We start from the raw sequence: 17,116 nt of genomic DNA on the forward strand, positions 1-17,116 counted from the left end.
ATCCTAATGATTAGAGAGCGCCTATCATACTTCACGTTCCGGCTTCAGGAGTATGGCACCGCTGCAGCAGGCGGGCCAAAAGAGCGGCGTCTGACTTCAACAAAAACAAACTGATCTGGATAAGGCGAACTCTGTGACGGAATCCTCTGTGCGAATTGTGATTTTCGGCGCCGGCAGCATCGGCTGCTACCTCGGCGGCCGACTGCTGTCTGCAGGCGCCGATGTGGTGATGATCGGTCGGCCACGATTGCAGGAAACGCTCAAACAGGTCCCCCTGGTAGTCACCGACTATCAGGGCTTCAGCGCCCGCAGCCAACTCACCAACGACCAGTACCTCTGTGAGGCTGAAGCTGCCCGGGGCGCCGATCTGGTTCTGGTTACCGTAAAATCCGCCGCCACGGTTGAAGCGGGCAAACAACTGGCACCCTGGATTCCCGCCGGCACGCCGGTCGTCAGTCTGCAGAACGGCATTTCCAACGCCGAGCATTTGCAGGCGGCCATGCCGGAGGCCAACGTGCTGGCCGGCATGGTGCCCTTCAATGTGCTGCAACAGGAACCCGGTCATTTCCATCAGGGCACTGAGGGTCATCTGGTGGCCGAGCAACACTCGTCACTCGAAGCGTTTTTGCCCTGGTTTGAAACAGCGGGACTGCCGCTGGAGCTGAGATCGGATATCGAGTCAGTGATGTGGTCGAAACTGCTGCTGAACCTGAACAACCCGATCAATGCCCTGTCCGGCGTGCCTCTGCTGGAGGAATTGTCACAGCGGGGGTATCGCCGTTGCCTGGCCATGGCTCAACGAGAGACCATGCAGCTACTGAAGGAGGCGGAGATTCCCACCGTCAAACTGACCGGTCTACCCATGCGTCTTATTCCGCCGCTGATGTCTTCCCCGGACTGGCTGTTCACCCGGCTGGCGCAGAAAATGCTCACCATTGATCCGGTGGCACGGTCGTCCATGTGGGAAGACCTGCAAGCCGGCCGGCCGACGGAAGTGGACTGGATCAATGGCGAAGTCGTGAAGCTGGCAAACAAACTGGGGCGGCAAGCCCCGGTGAACCAGAAGCTGGTGGACCTTATCCATCAATGTGAAACACAAAGGCAGACATGGCGCGCGGACCAGCTGCTCTCGGCACTGCAACACCCCTGAAACGGAGTTGAGCCGGTATGTCCTCTGTCGTGATCTTCGCCATCTTCGCCCTGACCGTGATCGGTCTGAGCGTCTTTCGCTTGTTCTTTTACCGTCGATGGCGTCGTGATCGCGAGTTGAGAAAGGCGTTTCCGGACCACTGGCGAACGCTGCTAGGCGCGAACGTGCCGTTCTACTTGCAACTGCCCGAACCTGCCCGCCGCCATCTGGAACAGCGCGTGCAACTCTTCCTCGCCGAGAAAACATTCTATGGCTGTGACGGGTTTACGGTGGATGACAGAGTGCGGGTGACCATCGCCGGCCACGCCTGCCTGCTGATTCTGGCGCGCGCCTACTCCGATTTCGATGAGGTTCGCAGCATTCTGGTGTATCCCGGCAGTTACCGGGTTGAGCACGAAGAGGACGACGGCACCGTGGTCAGCGTGCGCGAAGAAATTCGCGCCGGCGAAGCTTCCGGCTATGGCCAGGTGGTGCTGGCCTGGGAGGAGTGTCTGGAGGGCGCAGTCCATCCCGAGGGCGACCACAATGTAATTCTCCACGAATTTGCCCATCAGCTGGATTACCTTGATGGCAGTGCCGATGGTGCCCCACCGCTCCGCGGCGAGCAGGCCCGCTATTGGCAGCGCACCATGTCGCAGGCGTACGAAAATCTGCGCACTTCACTCGCGCACCACCATTCGTCCTGGCTGGATCCGTATGGCGCGACCGAGCCCGCCGAATTCTTCGCGGTGCTCACCGAAGCCTTCTACCAGCAGCCGCAACATCTCAAGAGTGAACAGCCGGAGGTTTACGCGGCATTGTGTGGTTTCTATCGCCTCGACCCGCTGCGGCCCGACCTTCCGGAAACCTCCGGCACACCGTAAAAATCGTGTAAACATCAACCAATCGTGCCTACGAATAGTAAAGTAGAGATCAAGGCATCATCGAACGGTACCGTCTAATGACCCGATACCTGCTATGGCTATCGCTGATCACGCTCAGCACCGTCGCCCAACACACACAGGGCGCCCTGCGTTGCGGCTCTTCGCTGGTCAGCGAAGGTGACTGGCCGCTGGAAGTGGAAGAGCGCTGTGGCACACCGGACTACGTGGCAGAATACCCCACGGCGACCCTTCCGGGGCTCGGCGTTGTGCAAACCGAGGAGCACTGGTACTACAACCGTGGGCCGCAACGGTTCGTGCAACGACTGGTGTTTCGCAATGGCAAACTGACCGGTGTCGAGAGCCTCGGGTATGGATTCCATACCTCCGACAACGCCCGCTGCAGTTCACGGGCTTTACGACAGGCCTCGAATGAGTACGAGCTGGTGGCCCGCTGCGGCGAACCCATCTCGAAAAACATCGAATGGCGGTTTCCACAGCAGCATCGGCACGCCAACCGCTGGCAAAGTGCGCAACCGGTTCTGGTGCAGGAGTGGCTGTACGACTTATCGCGCAATCAGTTCCGGCAGGTGGTCACCCTGCGCAACGGCAAGGTCTCCAACGTGGAATCCCGTTCTGGCAGCCACTGAGTGCCGGGTCTGGCACCCCTTCAACGACCATCCCCCTTCACGCCCAGCCGGTCCAGATACAGGTGCAGTTCCTGCTCACTGAGATCTACATACTCCAGAACCCGGCCGTACAGCATCACGGTCGGCACATTGCGGCCATCCAGCTCCCGCTGGGTCTCCTGAAGCACATACAGAATGATGCGTTCGGTCCGGGTGAGGCCGTCCCGCACATCAGGAATGGTTTCCAGCAGGGTGTTCAGCTCGTCCGGACTCAAGGTGTGCTCAGTCTCAATTCAGATGGCTTCAGTCGCCGACGGTGTAGGAGAGTATGCGGGACAGGTGGCTGTAGGGCAGCCCGGTTTCCTCATGCCAGCGAGTAAACGCCTGTTGTGCCTGAACCAGCGCTTTCTTGCTGCCCGGGGTAGCATCCAGCAACTCTTCCCGCCGCAATCCGGCGACCACGTCAGGAGACAGTATAAAACCGTCCCAGCCCACCCGGCGCAAGAAATACTGAGCCGAGTTTCCGCCCAGACGCGCTCCGTTGCGTTTCAGCCAGAGCAGCAGGCCTACCTGATCTGCAGAGGGCCAGCTGGCCAGGAACTGACCAAAACTGCCGTGCTCGCGAGCGGTATCAACGATCAGCCGGGCATTTTCAGGCACTGTGCGGATTTTCTGCATATTACGGACAATGCGTTGATCCTGTGCGAGCGCCTCAAGCACTTCCGGCGGTACCTGCTGCCAGTAAAGCGGCACGAAGCCCTGAAACGCGGCTTCAAAGTCAGGCCACTTGCGCTCGATCACCCGCCAGACGAAACCGGCCTTGAAAATGCAGCGGGTTATCTCGGACAGGTAGCGGTCATCCCCCAGTAATTCCAGTTCACCGGGCTCAGCAACCTTGGGCAGCATGGCGCGCAGCGCCACTTCTCCACCTTTGCGAGCGGACGCCTGATCGTATATGCGGGAAAAAGACATAGAGTAGTTTCCGGAATTCTGGTTGTGGTTTGCTGAACGTGTGGTCCACTATAAAGGAAACCCCACGGATCAGGGAGACACGCATATGCCGCTTATCGGATGGGTATTCATTCTGCTGGCCATCGGCCTGGTGCTCGGCAGTCTGTTCATGCTGAGAGACAGCGCCGGGAAATTCCGCATCTCGGATGACAAGATGAAGAAGATCCAGGAACGCAAAGCCGAGCTGGAGGCCGAGGAAAGCGCCGAAGACAAGGAAAACTGAGCCGGTCAGTGGTGACCGTGCCCATGCATCCCGTTCTTTTCCTGCGGTTTCAGTGGTTTGCCATCGAGGGATCGCACAGTCAGCTCCACCTTCAGGCTGTCTGCACCGTCAAAACTCAGTGTCATCGGGACCGCCTCGCCCGCTTTCAGGGGGCCTTCGAGTTGCTCCAACATCAGGTGATAACCGTGGGGTTTGAGCTCAACGGTCTCCCCGCCAGGAATCGTCAGCCCGTTTTTCAGCGGCTGCATGCTCATGACTCCGTCGTTCATGATGCTTTGATGAATGGAGACATTGGCGGCCCTCGGTGTTTCAGCCGCGGTGAAGGTGATCTCGCTGTCACCGGTGTTGGTGAGGGTCATGTAGCCAACGCCCATGGGGGATCCCGGCGGCGTGGGGCGACTCCAGGGATTCTCAATGACGACCGTACCATGGCTGTGGTGATCGGCGGTGACGTACGGTGTTGTCATTGTGGTGCAGGCCAGTAGCAGACCGGCAGCCAGGTGTTTGCGACGTGTCATAGAAGCTCTCAGTGAGTTTGTCAGGTTGTCTCGTTCTTGGATTTTGTCAGGGTTTTCCCAAAGCTTCCACCAGAGCCCCAAGAAATCGGGAAGCCTCGCCACCAGTCGCAGCGCGGTGATCAAAGGTCACCGAAAGCGGCAAGATGCGCCGTACGGTCGCTGCCCCCTTGAAGGGCACCACTTTCTCCCGGATGGTGCCCGCGGCGACGATCGCTACCTGCGGCGGTGTCACGATCGGGTTGGCATACTGGCCGGTCATGGTGCCGAAATTGGACAAGGTAATGGTGGCCCCCTGCATTTCTCCGGGGGGAATCTTGCGGGTGGCTACCGCATCGCGCAGGTTCTCGAGGCCTTGACGCAGATCTTTCAGAGACCGGTGGTTCACGTCCCGCAACACTGGCACAAACAGTCCATCCGGGGTATCCACGGCAATGCCTATGTGCACCTCATCCAGCAACTGCCGGCTGAGGTTATCGCCGTCAAACCAGCAGTTCATCGCCGGCGAGGTTTCACAGGCGTTGGCGATGGCCCGCACCAGGCGCATGGTGATGTCCGTCCCCTTTTTCCAGTCGCCAATGTCCACGTCCTCGTAGATGGACACCGGCACTACCTGCGCGTGGGACAACGCCATGTTCCTGGCCATGGTGCGGCGGGTGCCCCGCAGCGGTTCGGAATCCCCCAGCTGCTTCTGGTGACTGGCGTGTTTGTGCACGTCGTCGTTGGTGACCAGGCCGCCCGGGCCGCTGCCCTTGATCTGCTCCAGGCTCACGCCCAGACGTTCGGCCAGGGCACGTACCCCCGGTGTCGCCCGGTTCGAGCGCGCACGTTTGCTGGAGGGCGCGGCACCAACAATGAACTGATCCTGACGGGAACCGGCTTCGGCCTTTTTCAGCTCACCCACCACGGTGCCGCCGTCATCGCCTTCGCCTTCGTAGGCTAGCAACGGCTCACCGGTGTGGATGATGTCGCCCGGTTCACCGTACAGCTTGGCGACGACACCCGCCTCCGGTGACGGCACCTCGACAATGGCCTTGGCGGTCTCCACGCTGACCAGCGCCTGGTCCACGGCCACGGTGTCGCCCACTTTTACATGCCATTCCACAATTTCCGCTTCAGGCAGGCCTTCGCCCAGATCCGGCAGTTTGAAGTTCTTCATAACGCGATCACCTGTTCCACGGCCTCCACAATGTCATCCACCTGGGGCAGATAGGCTTGCTCGTTGCGGTAGTAAGGCATGATGGTGTCGTAACCGGTCACCCTCACCACCGGTGCCTGCAGGTCCAGAAACGCCGCTTCGGCAATGGACGCGGCAATCTCCGCCCCGACACCACCACTGCGACAAGCCTCATGGACGATCACAGCTCGGCCGGTTTTGGCCACCGAGCACAGCAGGGTTTCACGATCCAGTGGGCTGACCGTAGCCACATCAATGACTTCGGCCGAGATGCCCTGCTCAGTGAGTTTGTCTGCCGCCTGCAGGGTTTCCATAATGGACGCACCCCAACTGATCAGGGTGACGTCGTCGCCCTCCCGCAGTGTGAAACAGGTGTCCAGGGGCAGCGCGTCACCGTTGTCAGTGACGCTCTGGGTTACCGCACGATAGATACGCTTGGGCTCCAGGAACACCACCGGATCCGGGTTGCGAATCGCCGCCAGCAGCAGCCCATAGGCGCGCTGTGGCGAACTGGGAATCACCACGCGCAAGCCGGGCACATGGGCGAACAGCGCCTCGGTACTTTCCGAATGATGCTCCGGCGCGTGAATGCCGCCACCGAACGGCGCGCGATACACCAACGGGCAATGCAACCGGCCACGGGTGCGGTTGCGCATACGCGCAGCGTGGCTGACCATCTGCTCCATACCGGCGTAGATGAAGCCCATGAACTGGAATTCCGCCACCGGTTTCAGACCCTGGACGGCCATCCCGATGGCGGCACCGGCAATCAGGTTTTCCGCCAGCGGCGTGTCCATCACCCGCTTGTATCCGAAGCGCTCCTTGAGGCCCACCGTCGCCCGGAACACACCGCCGTTGGTGGCGATATCCTCACCCAGCACCACCACGCTTTCATCGTGGGCCATCTCCCAGGCCAGGGCCATGTTCACGGCCTCGACCAGAGTGATGTCCTTCACTTCGCTGGCACTGGACCGGGCAACGGCTTTCTGCGCAGACGCGTTCATGCGGCACCTCCCTGCCCGGTGCGGGCACGATACTTGTCAGCAATCCGTTCGCGTTGGGCCTGCAGCGCCATCGGCACAGTTTCAAACAGGTAGTCCACCATCGCGGTCGGTGGCTCAGGCTCGGTCGCCAGATAGGCCTCAACCGCCCTGTCGACCGCCTCTTTGCATTCGGATTGCAATCGTTTTTCTTGCTCCGGATCCCAGAGGCCGGTGTTGTGGAGGTAATTCTGCAGGCGTTTGAGGCCGTCTCTTTCCCAGGCCTTTTTCAGTTCCTCGGCACTGCGATACCGGGTGGCGTCATCGGCGGTGGTGTGATCCCCGAGCCGGTACGTCACCGCCTCGATGACCGACGCACCTTTACCGCCATGGGCACGCGCCAGTGCCTGATCCATGGTTTCGGTCACCGCAAAGTAATCGTTGCCATCCACCACATGCCCGGGCAGTCCGGCCCCGATCGCTTTCTGTGCAATGGTCTCGGCACTGCTCTGAACTGTGCGAGGGGTGGAAATCGCCCATTGGTTGTTGATCACCACGAACACCACCGGCAAATGCCAGGCCCCGGCCAGGTTGATGCTTTCCAGGAAATCCCCTTTCGACGTCCCTCCATCCCCGACGCAGCAGACTACGGCACGGGCTTCACCGCGAATCCGGAAAGCGGAGGCCACACCCACCGCATGACAGCACTGGGTGGCAATGGGTACCGAGATGGGCAGGTCTTCGGGGCAGTGTTTCCAGGCACTGCCACGTTCATCGCCCCCCCAGTACAGCAGCAATTCCGTGAGGCTGACGCCACGCAGGATGTGCGTTGCCTGATCCCGGTAGTAGGGTACGAACACATCGGTACTGGCCAGGCTCTGGCCGATCGCGGTGCCAATCACCTCATGCCCGAGAACCGACGGGTAGGTCCCGCATTTGCCGGTGCGCTGCAAGGCGATGGTTTTGGTGTCAAAGGCGCGGGTCAGCACCATGTTGCGGTAGGCGGCCAGGGTACGTTCGGTCTGTTCGGCCTGAGGTGGCAGCTCGCCAAGTGGCTTGCCGTGATCATCCAGGTAACGGGTGCTGTCCACGTGAAATTCGTGGCGTTGTCTCATCCCATCCTCCTCTCCCCTGCCTTTTGGTGAAGGCGCTGACTGCGAAGAAAGCCTGCTTGTGGCGGGCCGGCCGGCAGTTCTGGGGTGGCTGTTTTGTTGGAACGCGGGTTTCGCGTTGCTGGGACTTGCGCAGAGGCCCCGAAGGCGCTCTGTTTAATATTTAGACGATGACCACGAATAGTTCAATACACCCGCGCGGGGAACCGCCTGCCAGAAGCTAACAACAGCTTAATGAAAAAGGAAAAATAGCCAGTCTAGAATAAAGCGACGTATCCCATCGTGAGGAGCACCACCATGAACGTGATGAACGTGTTGAACCAGATCATGCAACAGGCCTCAGGTAGTCCCTCTGGCGGCGGATCACAGAGCGGCATGGACCTGAACAAAGTGGTTCAGAACGTTGGCACGCAGTTCCGCGGCGGACAAGGAGGCAGCCGCGGCGTGGACGTCAAGAGCCTGCTTGGCGGCGGTGCACTGGGCCTGATGCTGGGATCGAAACGCGGGCGCAAGATGGGTGGCACGGCACTGAAATACGGCGCTCTGGCGGGCGTGGGCGTGCTCGCCTGGAAGGCCTATCAGAATTACCAGGACAACGCCCGGGGCGGCCCGCAACCCATGGCCACTCACAACCAGGGACAGCCGATCGAACAACTGCAGGGGCAGGCCCAGGAGCGTCGTGGACTGGAAATACTGCAAGCCATGATCATGGCCGCACGGGCCGACGGCCACATTGATGCCAACGAGCGCACGATACTGACCCAGGAAATTGAAAAGCTGGGACCAGACGACGAACTGCATGCGTGGATTCAACAGCAATTTGATGCCCCGCTGGATGCGGCGGAGCTGGCACGCAATGCCGACTCTCCCCAGGCAAGCCGTGAAATCTATCTGGTCAGCGCGATCATGATCGACAACCAGAACCCCATGGAACGGGCATGGCTGGATCAACTGGCAAACGCGTTAAAACTGGAACCGGAACTGGCCCGGCAGCTTGACCATCAAGTCCAGAGCGCCGCCTGACCGCGGCGCTGTTCAAGTCGGTCTCAGGCTTTTTTCACAAATTCCGATTTCAGCTTCATGGCGCCAATACCTTCGATCTTGCAGTCGATGTCATGATCACCGTCCACCAGACGGATGTTTTTCACTTTGGTGCCCACTTTCACCACCAAACTGGAGCCTTTCACCTTCAGATCCTTGATCACCGTAACGGTATCGCCGTCCTGCAGCTCGTTACCGTTGGCGTCGCGGATAGTATTGCTCGCTTCGGCGGCCGCGGCTTCCGCCTCTGTCCATTCATGGCCACACTCCGGGCACACCAGCTGTTCTCCATCTGTGTAGGCGTATTCGGACTGACATTGGGGGCAAGGCGGTAGCTGGGACATGCGCTGATTCCTGTAGCGGTAAAAAAGTACGCAGTTTACCAGAAACCGCCGACACCGGTTGCAAGGCCCATCAGGTTTCGGGCGAAACCCGCGCCAGAATGGTCGGGGCCTCAGACAATGGCAGAGCAATGATGACCCCCTCGTTGGACGCCGGAAACACCCCTGCGAGCCGGGTGATATTGACCTGATGAGACACCAGCACAACCGGCAGCCCCTCACCCAGCTCGTTGACCCGCGCGATGGTCTGCTTCGTTGCCATACCGCCATCCGCCCGATTGCGGAAGAATGAATTCAGCGACGGCCACTCCGTCACCTCCCCCACATCCATCCCGCGGGCCGTTTCCAGGCAGCGGCACCACTGGCTGGTGAACACCCGGGCCTCATCAATGCCCTGATCCCGCAAAAACGGCTTCCAGGCCTTCGCCTGCGCCCGCCCCTGATCATTCAGATTGCGCTGGGTGCTGCAGTCATCCACATCGAAGTTGGCCGGATCACCGGTGCCGGGCGCCAGGGCATGACGCAGCATCAGCACGGCCCGGCCTTCTCGCAGGGCTTCCCAGGCCTCCGACTCGTCGGCATTCACGGTTTGCGGTGCCCCAATTAGCGCCATCAACACAAAAACGAAAGCAAATCGTGCCATTCCTCAGACTCCCCTGAGCTGCTGTTTAACACGGCTCGGTCGCGGAGTTTTCCGTGAAGCCGGACGGCGCTCCTGCGGATCACGTTCCAAAAATGTCGGAGGCCATGGATGGCCGGAGATCAAGCGCACACGGATGTGCTCGTAGCATTTTTTGGAAAGTGATCTGCAAGAGCGCCCCGCGCCCAACTCGCAGGCCTGATCATAAATACGCGGACCAGAACTACCAGGCTCACAACAACAAACGGTAAACTCCTCCCCAAGAGCCAAACCGACAAAGGAACCAACCATGCCAATCTGGGTCGACGCCGACGCCTGCCCCGTACCCATCCGGGAAATCCTCTGCCGTGCCGCCACCCGCTGGCAAATCCAGACCACCTTTATCGCCAACCACGCCATCACCCTGCCTCCGAGCCCCTACATCAGCCGCCGGCAGGTCCCCCAGGGCTTCGACGTCGCCGACAACGAAATTATGGACCAGATGCACAAAGGCGACCTGGTCATAACCCAGGACATCCCGCTGGCCGCCGAAGCCATCGAAAAAGGCGCAGACGTCTTCAACCCTCGGGGCCAGGCGTTCACCAAAGAAAATATCCGCCAGCGCCTCGCCATGCGTAACTTCATGGAAGAGATGCGAAACGCCGGGCAGGTTACCGGGGGCCCCGCGCCGTTCAACCAGGGCGATCGCAAGGAATTCGCAGACAAACTGGACCGCTGGTTGCAACAGAACACCCGCAAGTGATAATGATTCTCTTTTAAACGATCAGTGAATCCGCTACCCTTGCCGCCTTTACACTTGCAGGCCGCTCATTGCCCGCGCGTTTCACAGGAGAGAAGCGGAGTATGTCTTCAACCAGCCACAACACCACCAGTAGCTTTGCCGCCCTGGCACGCCTGCTCAGGTATGCCCGGGGTTACCGCCGCCAGATCATCGCGGCCGCCACCTGCTCGGTCATCAACAAGCTGTTCGACATTGCGCCGGAAATTCTCATCGGCGTGGCCATTGATGTGGTGGTCAACAAGGAAGAGAGCTTTGTGGCCGGCCTCGGGTTTGAGACCGCGCAAGAACAGATCACCATTCTGGCCATCCTGACCTTCTTCATCTGGGCCGGTGAGTCCCTGTTCGAATACCTGTTTCAGATCCTCTGGCGCAATCTGGCCCAGCGGCTGCAGTCGGATCTGCGACAGGATGCCTATGAGCATGCCCAGCGCCTGGACATGAGCTTTTTCGAGGCCCGCAGCTCCGGTCAGTTAGTGGCCACCATGAACGACGACGTAAACCAGCTGGAACGCTTCCTCGACGGCGGTGCCAACGCCATGATCCAGGTGGTGGTCACCGTGATCGCTGTGGGCGCGGTCTTCTTTGTGCTGTCTCCACTGATTGCGCTGCTCGCCTTCACGCCGATCCCGCTGATCATCTGGGGCGCGTTCTATTTCCAGCGCAAGGCCGGCCCCTTGTACGCCGACGTGCGTGAAAAGGTGGGGGATCTGTCCAGCCGCCTCGCCAACAACCTCGGCGGCATTGCCACCATCAAGAGCTTCACCGCTGAAACCCGGGAAGCCCGGCGCCTGAAAGAAAGTAGCGAAGCTTACGTGGAGGCCAATCGCCGCGCCATTCGCATCAGCTCGGCGTTTATCCCGATCATCCGCATGGCCATTCTCGCCGGCTTCCTCGCGACATTCACCGTGGGTGGCATGATGGCCCTGAGTGGCGACCTGAACGTGGGCGCCTACGGCGTGCTGGTGTTCCTCACCCAGCGCTTGCTCTGGCCGCTGACCGGACTGGCGGAAGTGATTGACCTGTTCGAGCGCGCCATGGCCAGCACCCGACGCATCCTCGACCTGCTGTCGGAACCGGTCCACGTGCGGGACGCAGCCGGCAAGGCGCTCAGCGAGCCGGTTCAGGGCGAGGTCACCCTGAACAAAGTAAGCTTTCACTATCCCAGCAGTGGCGCCGGCATTTGCGATATCGACCTGCATGTACCGGCGGGCAATACCCTGGCGCTGGTGGGCGCAACCGGCTCCGGCAAGTCGACGCTGATCAAACTGCTGCTGAGATTCTACGACCCCAGCCACGGCGATATCCGCATCGATGGCCAACCCATTCAGGGCATCAGCCTGAAATCCCTGCGTAACGCCATCGGGCTGGTGAGCCAGGATGTGTACCTGTTCGAGGGCAGCATTCGCGACAACCTGACCTACGGCAAGCCAGATGCGTCAGACAGCGAGATCATCGACGCCGCGAAGACCGCCGAAGCCTGGTCTTTTATCGAAGCCCTGCCCGATGGCCTCGATACCCCGGTGGGGGAGCGTGGCATTCGCCTTTCCGGTGGCCAGCGACAGCGCCTTTCCCTGGCCCGCGCGCTGCTCAAGAATCCGCCCATTCTGGTTCTGGACGAAGCCACCAGTGCCGTAGACAACGAAACCGAAGCCGCCATCCAGCGCTCCCTCAAGCGCATTGGCCATAACCGCACGGTGATCATGATTGCCCACCGCCTGTCCACCATCGTCGATGCGGACACCATCGCCGTTGTGGATGCCGGCACGGTGGTGGAAAGCGGCACGCATCAACAGCTGCTGGACCACGATGGCGCCTACGCGGCCCAATGGCGGGTGCAGACCGGCCAGGTCTGAACCACCGGAGCTCTGTCTTAAATTATATTGATAGTAATTCGCATTTAGATTATTCTGCAGGCCCTCGGAGCTTATCCCTCTGAAACGTCCCACAAATCCGGGAGCCTGCATGTCTGCGTTCTTCAAAGTATCCGGCCTGGGTGTGCGCATCGGTGACGCCGCCATCCTTCGCAATGTCACTCTGGACTTTCGCGAAGGTGAAGTGACGGCACTGCTCGGTCACAATGGCTCCGGCAAGTCCACGCTGTTGAAAATCCTGGCGCGTCAGATGGCGCCGTCTGCTGGCGACGTCCGTGTGCTGGGCACCTCTTTCCAACGCACCGGTGCCCGCGAGTTTGCGCGTACGGTGGGCTACCTGCCCCAGCACCCGCCGGGAACCGACGGACTGACCGTGCGCGAACTGGTTGCTCTGGGTCGCTACCCCTGGCGGGGGCCACTCGGGCGTTACAACGCCGAAGACCATCGGTTGATCGACCAGGCCATCAAGGATACCGGGCTTACCCGGTTCCAGCATCGCTCGGTGGATACCCTGTCGGGCGGCGAACGGCAGCGCGCGTGGATCGCCCTGTTGCTGGCCCAGCAGACCCGTTGTCTGCTGCTGGACGAGCCCATCTCCGCCCTCGACGTGAAACACCAGGTCGAGACCCTGCGGCTGGTGCATCGCCTCGCAGAGGAACGGGAACTCACGGTGGTGGTGGTGCTGCACGATGTGGACCTCGCGGCCCGTTTCTGCGACCGACTGGTGGCACTGAAGTCCGGGGCGTTGGTCGCCGACGGCAGCCCCCGCAACATCATGGACTCCGGCATCCTCGAGTCTATTTACGGCGTGCCCATGGGCGTGCTCGAACGCGCACCGGGCCAGTGGGTGTCCTATGTTCACTGAACACCGGCCGGTTCACCTGGTTATGGCACTGCTGTTGAGCCTGGCCCCCATGCTGGCGGGTGCGGCTACATGGCAACATGAGTACGGCACGGTCAGCCTGGATGAACCGCCAGCGCGGGTGGTAACCCTCAACTGGGCGGCCACGGAAGCGTTGCTGCTCCTAGGTGTGACGCCGATCGGCATGGCGGATCGTGACGGCTATTCCGTCTGGGTCAAGGAGCCGGAACTCCCGGAGGGTGTGCACAATATCGGCACCCGCGTGGCCCCCAGCCTTGAGGCCATTGCCGAGCTGAAACCGGACCTGATTGTCACCAGTGCCGAAATGGCACCGGCCGCAGAACTGCTGGAGCGGATCGCCCCCACCTACGTCATCAGCGTGTACCGGGAAGGCAGCCGACCACGGGAGAAATCTCGTGAAATGCTGGTGACACTGGGGCAGATGCTGGGTCGCGAAGACCGCGCAGACGCCGTGATTGCCGATATCGAGGAAACCCTGGCGATCCAACGGCAACGACTGGAAACCGCAGACCTGAGCGACCGCCCGGTGGCTCTGGTGAATTTTCTGGACGACCGCCATGTGCGGATCTACGCCCCCAACGGCCTCTACCAGACCGTTCTGGACGGCCTCGGCCTGAGCAACGCCTGGCCGCGGAAGGGCAATTTCTGGGGATTTTCCGTGGTCGGTCTGGAAGCGCTTGCGCCTTATGGGAACAGTCGCATCGTGGTGATTTCCCCCCTGCCGCCGGGGCTCGCGGACACGCTGGCGATGAGCCCGTTCTGGACCTATTTGCCACCGGTAAAACAGCAGCAGATCTATCCGGTCGATACCACCTGGCCTTTCGGCGGCCTGTTCCAGATCAAACGGCTGGCGGTTCAGCTCACCGACAGCCTGTTGGCCGGAGGCCACGACAATGTACGCTGAGTCCGCCCGCCTGCCATCGGCGCGCCCGACCATCCCGGCCACGCTGCCCTTCGCGGCGGTTGTCCTCTGGCTGGGTGCCCTGGCCGCCAGTGCCATGCCCTGGCTCAACCAGCTGCAGCCCGCTGCCCTGGTTGCCGCCTTCTGGACCTTCGATCCGGATCAGTATTCCTCGGTGCTGGCGCACTACAGCTGGGCGCCGCGGGTGTCGATCGCCGTACTGATTGGCTGCGGCCTGGGCCTGGCCGGCGCCGTGACCCAGCAGATTCTCGGCAATCCACTGGCGTCGCCCACCACACTCGGGGTGGAAGCCGGCGGGCAATTCGGGGTCACGGTGGCCACCCTGTTCGCTCCAGGCCTGCTGGCCTTTAGCCCGGATCTGGCGGCACTGGCCGGCGGGCTGCTGGCCATCGGGCTGGTGATCGCGCTGACATGGCGCCTGGGCTTTTCGCCGGTCACCGTGATTCTGGCCGGGCTGGTGATCACCTTTTTCCTCGGTGCCATGAACATGGCCTTCCTGCTGCTGAAAGGCGAGTGGCTCGGCAACCTGTTTATCTGGGGTGCCGGCTCTCTGGTTCAGAACAACTGGGGGCCGTTCATGGATCTCTGGCCGCGGGTGCTGGTGCTGGCCATGCTGATGCTGGCACTGATTCGGCCCTTGCAGTTGCTGCAGCTGGGGCAGGCCTCCGCCAGCTCGCTGGGGGCAAAAGTCGCCCTGGTCCGGATGCTGGCCCTGCTTCTGGTGGTGGTCATGAGCACGACCGTGGTCAGTCGGGTCGGTGTCGTGGCGTTTATCGGGTTGGCCGCTCCGGTGCTGGCGCGCCTGCTCGGCGCCCGCACCCTCGGCAGCCGGCTGCTGTGGAGCACCTTGCTGGGCGGCGGCCTGTTGCTGCTGGCCGACACATTGGCGCACTGGGCCTCGACCTGGGGTGACGGCTCACTGGTGCCCACCGGTACGACCACCGCATTGATCGGCGGACCGGTTATCCTGCTGGCTCTGCAGGGCTTCAGAGACACCCACCGTATGCCGGGTCAGGAATCAGGCCCCGCCAGGTTCCTGCCGCAACGCCGGTCCCCCGTGCTGATTGGGGGTGCACTGGTCACCCTGCTGCTGGCCACCATCGTGATCTCCATGGGCTGGTCACCAGGCCTGGAAGGCTGGAACTGGACCCCGATCAGCCAGTGGCACGAGGCCTGGGTCTGGCGGGGGCCGAGATTGCTGGCAGCCATGCTGGCCGGAGTCGCGCTGGGGCTGGCCGGCACGCTGATACAACGGATGACCGGCAACCCCATGGGCAGCCCAGAAATGCTGGGCATCAGCGGGGGCGCGGCACTGGTGATGGTGGTGATCGTGCTTTCCGGACTGGAGGTGGGTCGGGTGGGTCAGCTGGGCGCGGCCACACTCGGTGCCGCCGCGGCCCTGGGCCTGCTGATCCTGCTGGCCCGCAAACACCGCTTTGCCGGCAACCAGCTTCTGCTTGGTGGCCTGGCACTGTACGTGTTCATGGACGCCGGCCTGCGACTGGTGATGGCCTCCGGCGGCCCCGTTGCGGCCCCGTTGCTGAACTGGATGTACGGCTCCACCTGGCTGATTTCGGAACATGAAGCGTTCGGCCTGATGGCCTTTGTGTTGCTGATCTGCGGGCTGTTGGGCCTGGGGGTGCGTCCGCTCACCCTGCTTCCTCTTGGCGACACCTCGGCCTCATCGCTGGGGTTGCCGGTGGCTCGGGCCCGACTGTTGCTGCTGTTGGTAGCGGCGGTGCTGACGGCTTCCGCCACGGTGGTGATCGGGCCGCTGAGTTTTGCCGGCCTGATCGCGCCCCATCTGGCCCGTGTGCTGGGACAGCAAACTGTTGGCCGCCAGATGATTGTGGCGGGTCTGGTGGGCGGGCTGCTGCTTGCCGTTGCCGATTACCTGTCCCGCATCGTGGTGTTCCCGGCTCAACTTCCGGCCGGGTTGTTGGCAGCGCTGGTTGGCGGCGTTTACTTCCTGTGGGGATTAAGCCGACATGGCCGCGCCTGACACCGACAACCGGCAATGGCCGCAACGCTACCACGACCTGCTGGCAAAGGCCGGGCTGGACCGGGATGCCGAACTGGGGGTAGCGCTGAAGGGAGCAATTAAGGGAGCGCTGCAACCACAGGAGCCCCGGCAGCCTGCCCTGATGTCTCTGGCACAATGCCTCAGCGAACCGGAACGGCTGACACGACAGATCCGCGATGACTATGCAGACGCGCAAACCGCCAGAGCCGTCACCGCGCGGTTATCGGTATTGCAGCAGGATCTCGCACTCAACATTATTGCGCCGCTGACCCTGCGGCTGTTTCTGCAGGGTGAAACGCCACTGCCCGATCCGGATCGCATCTTTTTCACAATGCTCCCGACGCGCACGGCGTTCGATGCTGTGGACACGCCCCCGACACGCTGGGGGATGACAAGCAGCGGGCCCCCGGTGTCGGTGCCCGGGTTTGTCAGCGGCATGGCAGCCCTCGCCAACGACTGGTATCCGATGTTCCGCAAGGTATTGGGGATCAGCCCGGGGGCCTACTGGAGCAGCATCGGTCTCGGGCTGGGCGCCCCTTTCTCGGTGGTCTGGAACCGGGCCGAACCCACGGCCCTGTGCCAGCTGGCGCAGGCCTGGCTCAAGCAGTTCGAGTGCGATGCCAATCGTTTTATCGACTGGATTCCCACCGAGTTCAGCCAGCAGCCCTGTGCGATTCCGCAGCGCAGAGGCTGCTGCCTGAAGTATCTGCTGCCGGATGGCGGCTACTGTGGCACTTGCGGCATCTACCGCAAGGACCGTATCGCCGCGGCTAGACGCCAGCCAGTGCCGAGCCAAGCAGCAGGATACTGGCCAGCACCAGAATAGACAGGCCGCAGCTTGCGGCCAGTTTCAGTCCTTCGATGGCTTCCTCTTCCGGTGTCATTGCGCCCTCCCTAATCGCTACCTGACGTCACCCCACCAATTTACATCACAACATTGCAAATGTTAATCGTTAT

At 61.5% G+C, this 17,116-nt stretch carries 19 protein-coding genes; 11 read left to right on the forward strand and 8 right to left on the reverse strand.

The window, feature by feature from the left end:
- The first annotated feature begins 148 nt into the window (after positions 1-148).
- From R0125_RS14015 to R0125_RS14025, 3 genes are all read left to right on the forward strand, one after another.
- On the forward strand, positions 149-1,150 hold the full coding sequence (locus tag R0125_RS14015) for a 2-dehydropantoate 2-reductase (RefSeq protein ID WP_282448368.1): 1,002 nt from the start codon (positions 149-151) through the stop codon (positions 1,148-1,150).
- A 17-nt stretch (positions 1,151-1,167) separates the two neighbouring features.
- Entirely contained in the window at positions 1,168-2,013 is an 846-nt protein-coding gene (locus R0125_RS14020) for a zinc-dependent peptidase (protein WP_317238598.1), read from the forward strand.
- Between the two features lie 77 nt (positions 2,014-2,090).
- Positions 2,091-2,660, forward strand: coding sequence for a DUF2845 domain-containing protein (locus tag R0125_RS14025; protein WP_248182574.1), 570 nt, complete (start codon positions 2,091-2,093; stop codon positions 2,658-2,660).
- Positions 2,661-2,680: 20 nt separating this feature from the next.
- Here R0125_RS14025 and R0125_RS14030 read toward each other — a convergent pair whose 3' ends face one another.
- Positions 2,681-2,914 carry a hypothetical protein gene (locus R0125_RS14030; protein ID WP_317238599.1) on the reverse strand — a complete coding sequence of 78 codons (234 nt, stop codon included), beginning with the start codon at positions 2,912-2,914 and terminating at the stop codon, positions 2,681-2,683.
- Between the two features lie 28 nt (positions 2,915-2,942).
- Positions 2,943-3,611 (reverse strand): DNA-3-methyladenine glycosylase I, encoded by a 669-nt coding sequence (locus R0125_RS14035; protein WP_317238600.1) that lies wholly within the window; start codon positions 3,609-3,611, stop codon positions 2,943-2,945.
- Positions 3,612-3,696: 85 nt separating this feature from the next.
- Between R0125_RS14035 and R0125_RS14040 the strand changes: the two genes are divergently transcribed.
- Positions 3,697-3,873, forward strand: a complete 177-nt coding sequence (locus tag R0125_RS14040; RefSeq protein ID WP_248182571.1) for a DUF2897 family protein — start codon at positions 3,697-3,699, stop codon at positions 3,871-3,873.
- Positions 3,874-3,878: 5 nt separating this feature from the next.
- On the opposite strand, the gene R0125_RS14045 is transcribed toward R0125_RS14040, so the two are convergent.
- From R0125_RS14045 to pdhA, 4 genes are read right to left on the reverse strand one after another with little or no spacing between them, the layout of a single operon-like run.
- Positions 3,879-4,391 carry a copper chaperone PCu(A)C gene (locus tag R0125_RS14045; RefSeq protein WP_317238601.1) on the reverse strand — a complete coding sequence of 171 codons (513 nt, stop codon included), beginning with the start codon at positions 4,389-4,391 and terminating at the stop codon, positions 3,879-3,881.
- A 46-nt stretch (positions 4,392-4,437) separates the two neighbouring features.
- Positions 4,438-5,547, reverse strand: a complete 1,110-nt coding sequence (locus R0125_RS14050; RefSeq protein WP_317238602.1) for a dihydrolipoamide acetyltransferase family protein — start codon at positions 5,545-5,547, stop codon at positions 4,438-4,440.
- The gene (locus tag R0125_RS14055) at positions 5,544-6,569 is read right to left on the reverse strand and encodes an alpha-ketoacid dehydrogenase subunit beta (protein WP_317238603.1); all 1,026 of its coding nucleotides are present in this window, start codon (positions 6,567-6,569) and stop codon (positions 5,544-5,546) included. The genes R0125_RS14050 and R0125_RS14055 overlap by 4 nt, the downstream gene beginning before the upstream one ends.
- Positions 6,566-7,660 carry a pyruvate dehydrogenase (acetyl-transferring) E1 component subunit alpha gene (gene pdhA, locus R0125_RS14060; RefSeq protein WP_248182565.1) on the reverse strand — a complete coding sequence of 365 codons (1,095 nt, stop codon included), beginning with the start codon at positions 7,658-7,660 and terminating at the stop codon, positions 6,566-6,568. The genes R0125_RS14055 and pdhA overlap by 4 nt, the downstream gene beginning before the upstream one ends.
- Positions 7,661-7,954: 294 nt before the next feature.
- Here pdhA and R0125_RS14065 point away from each other — a divergent pair, with 294 nt between their 5' ends.
- On the forward strand, positions 7,955-8,680 hold the full coding sequence (locus tag R0125_RS14065) for a tellurite resistance TerB family protein (protein WP_317238604.1): 726 nt from the start codon (positions 7,955-7,957) through the stop codon (positions 8,678-8,680).
- Positions 8,681-8,703: 23 nt separating this feature from the next.
- On the opposite strand, the gene R0125_RS14070 is transcribed toward R0125_RS14065, so the two are convergent.
- Both R0125_RS14070 and R0125_RS14075 read right to left on the reverse strand, forming a co-directional pair.
- Positions 8,704-9,042 carry a zinc ribbon domain-containing protein YjdM gene (locus tag R0125_RS14070; protein ID WP_317238605.1) on the reverse strand — a complete coding sequence of 113 codons (339 nt, stop codon included), beginning with the start codon at positions 9,040-9,042 and terminating at the stop codon, positions 8,704-8,706.
- Positions 9,043-9,112: 70 nt separating this feature from the next.
- Complete coding sequence (locus tag R0125_RS14075) at positions 9,113-9,682, reverse strand: histidine phosphatase family protein (protein WP_410797683.1); 570 nt, start codon at positions 9,680-9,682, stop codon at positions 9,113-9,115.
- Positions 9,683-9,968: 286 nt separating this feature from the next.
- Here R0125_RS14075 and R0125_RS14080 point away from each other — a divergent pair, with 286 nt between their 5' ends.
- The 6 genes from R0125_RS14080 to R0125_RS14105 all read left to right on the forward strand — a co-directional run bounded on the left by R0125_RS14080 (position 9,969) and on the right by R0125_RS14105 (position 16,985).
- Positions 9,969-10,421: a YaiI/YqxD family protein gene (locus tag R0125_RS14080; protein WP_317238606.1), complete on the forward strand. Its 453-nt coding sequence runs from the start codon at positions 9,969-9,971 to the stop codon at positions 10,419-10,421.
- 101 nt (positions 10,422-10,522) lie between these two features.
- Positions 10,523-12,313 (forward strand): ABC transporter ATP-binding protein, encoded by a 1,791-nt coding sequence (locus tag R0125_RS14085; protein WP_317238607.1) that lies wholly within the window; start codon positions 10,523-10,525, stop codon positions 12,311-12,313.
- 109 nt (positions 12,314-12,422) lie between these two features.
- Positions 12,423-13,196 carry an ABC transporter ATP-binding protein gene (locus R0125_RS14090; RefSeq protein WP_317238608.1) on the forward strand — a complete coding sequence of 258 codons (774 nt, stop codon included), beginning with the start codon at positions 12,423-12,425 and terminating at the stop codon, positions 13,194-13,196.
- Entirely contained in the window at positions 13,186-14,118 is a 933-nt protein-coding gene (locus R0125_RS14095) for an iron-siderophore ABC transporter substrate-binding protein (RefSeq protein ID WP_317238609.1), read from the forward strand. Before R0125_RS14090 ends, R0125_RS14095 begins: the two co-directional genes overlap by 11 nt.
- Positions 14,108-16,138: a Fe(3+)-hydroxamate ABC transporter permease FhuB gene (gene fhuB / locus R0125_RS14100; RefSeq protein ID WP_317238610.1), complete on the forward strand. Its 2,031-nt coding sequence runs from the start codon at positions 14,108-14,110 to the stop codon at positions 16,136-16,138. The genes R0125_RS14095 and fhuB overlap by 11 nt, the downstream gene beginning before the upstream one ends.
- The gene (locus tag R0125_RS14105; RefSeq protein WP_317238611.1) at positions 16,125-16,985 is read left to right on the forward strand and encodes a (2Fe-2S)-binding protein; all 861 of its coding nucleotides are present in this window, start codon (positions 16,125-16,127) and stop codon (positions 16,983-16,985) included. The genes fhuB and R0125_RS14105 overlap by 14 nt, the downstream gene beginning before the upstream one ends.
- Positions 16,986-17,116 lie beyond the last annotated feature (131 nt).

This window comes from Marinobacter sp. M-5 (assembly GCF_032911545.1).
GTDB classification, from domain to species: Bacteria; Pseudomonadota; Gammaproteobacteria; order Pseudomonadales; family Oleiphilaceae; genus Marinobacter; species Marinobacter goseongensis.

Coding starts and splice junctions, on each gene's coding strand:
- R0125_RS14020 (WP_317238598.1), top strand. CDS start 1,168: ATGTCCTCTGTCGTGATCTTCGCCATCTTCGCCCTGACCGTGATCGGT.
- R0125_RS14025 (WP_248182574.1), top strand. CDS start 2,091: ATGACCCGATACCTGCTATGGCTATCGCTGATCACGCTCAGCACCGTC.
- R0125_RS14035 (WP_317238600.1), bottom strand. CDS start 3,611: ATGTCTTTTTCCCGCATATACGATCAGGCGTCCGCTCGCAAAGGTGGA.
- R0125_RS14040 (WP_248182571.1), top strand. CDS start 3,697: ATGCCGCTTATCGGATGGGTATTCATTCTGCTGGCCATCGGCCTGGTG.
- R0125_RS14045 (WP_317238601.1), bottom strand. CDS start 4,391: ATGACACGTCGCAAACACCTGGCTGCCGGTCTGCTACTGGCCTGCACC.
- R0125_RS14050 (WP_317238602.1), bottom strand. CDS start 5,547: ATGAAGAACTTCAAACTGCCGGATCTGGGCGAAGGCCTGCCTGAAGCG.
- R0125_RS14055 (WP_317238603.1), bottom strand. CDS start 6,569: ATGAACGCGTCTGCGCAGAAAGCCGTTGCCCGGTCCAGTGCCAGCGAA.
- pdhA (WP_248182565.1), bottom strand. CDS start 7,660: ATGAGACAACGCCACGAATTTCACGTGGACAGCACCCGTTACCTGGAT.
- R0125_RS14065 (WP_317238604.1), top strand. CDS start 7,955: ATGAACGTGATGAACGTGTTGAACCAGATCATGCAACAGGCCTCAGGT.
- R0125_RS14070 (WP_317238605.1), bottom strand. CDS start 9,042: ATGTCCCAGCTACCGCCTTGCCCCCAATGTCAGTCCGAATACGCCTAC.
- R0125_RS14075 (WP_410797683.1), bottom strand. CDS start 9,682: ATGGCACGATTTGCTTTCGTTTTTGTGTTGATGGCGCTAATTGGGGCA.
- R0125_RS14080 (WP_317238606.1), top strand. CDS start 9,969: ATGCCAATCTGGGTCGACGCCGACGCCTGCCCCGTACCCATCCGGGAA.
- R0125_RS14085 (WP_317238607.1), top strand. CDS start 10,523: ATGTCTTCAACCAGCCACAACACCACCAGTAGCTTTGCCGCCCTGGCA.
- R0125_RS14090 (WP_317238608.1), top strand. CDS start 12,423: ATGTCTGCGTTCTTCAAAGTATCCGGCCTGGGTGTGCGCATCGGTGAC.
- R0125_RS14095 (WP_317238609.1), top strand. CDS start 13,186: ATGTTCACTGAACACCGGCCGGTTCACCTGGTTATGGCACTGCTGTTG.
- fhuB (WP_317238610.1), top strand. CDS start 14,108: ATGTACGCTGAGTCCGCCCGCCTGCCATCGGCGCGCCCGACCATCCCG.
- R0125_RS14105 (WP_317238611.1), top strand. CDS start 16,125: ATGGCCGCGCCTGACACCGACAACCGGCAATGGCCGCAACGCTACCAC.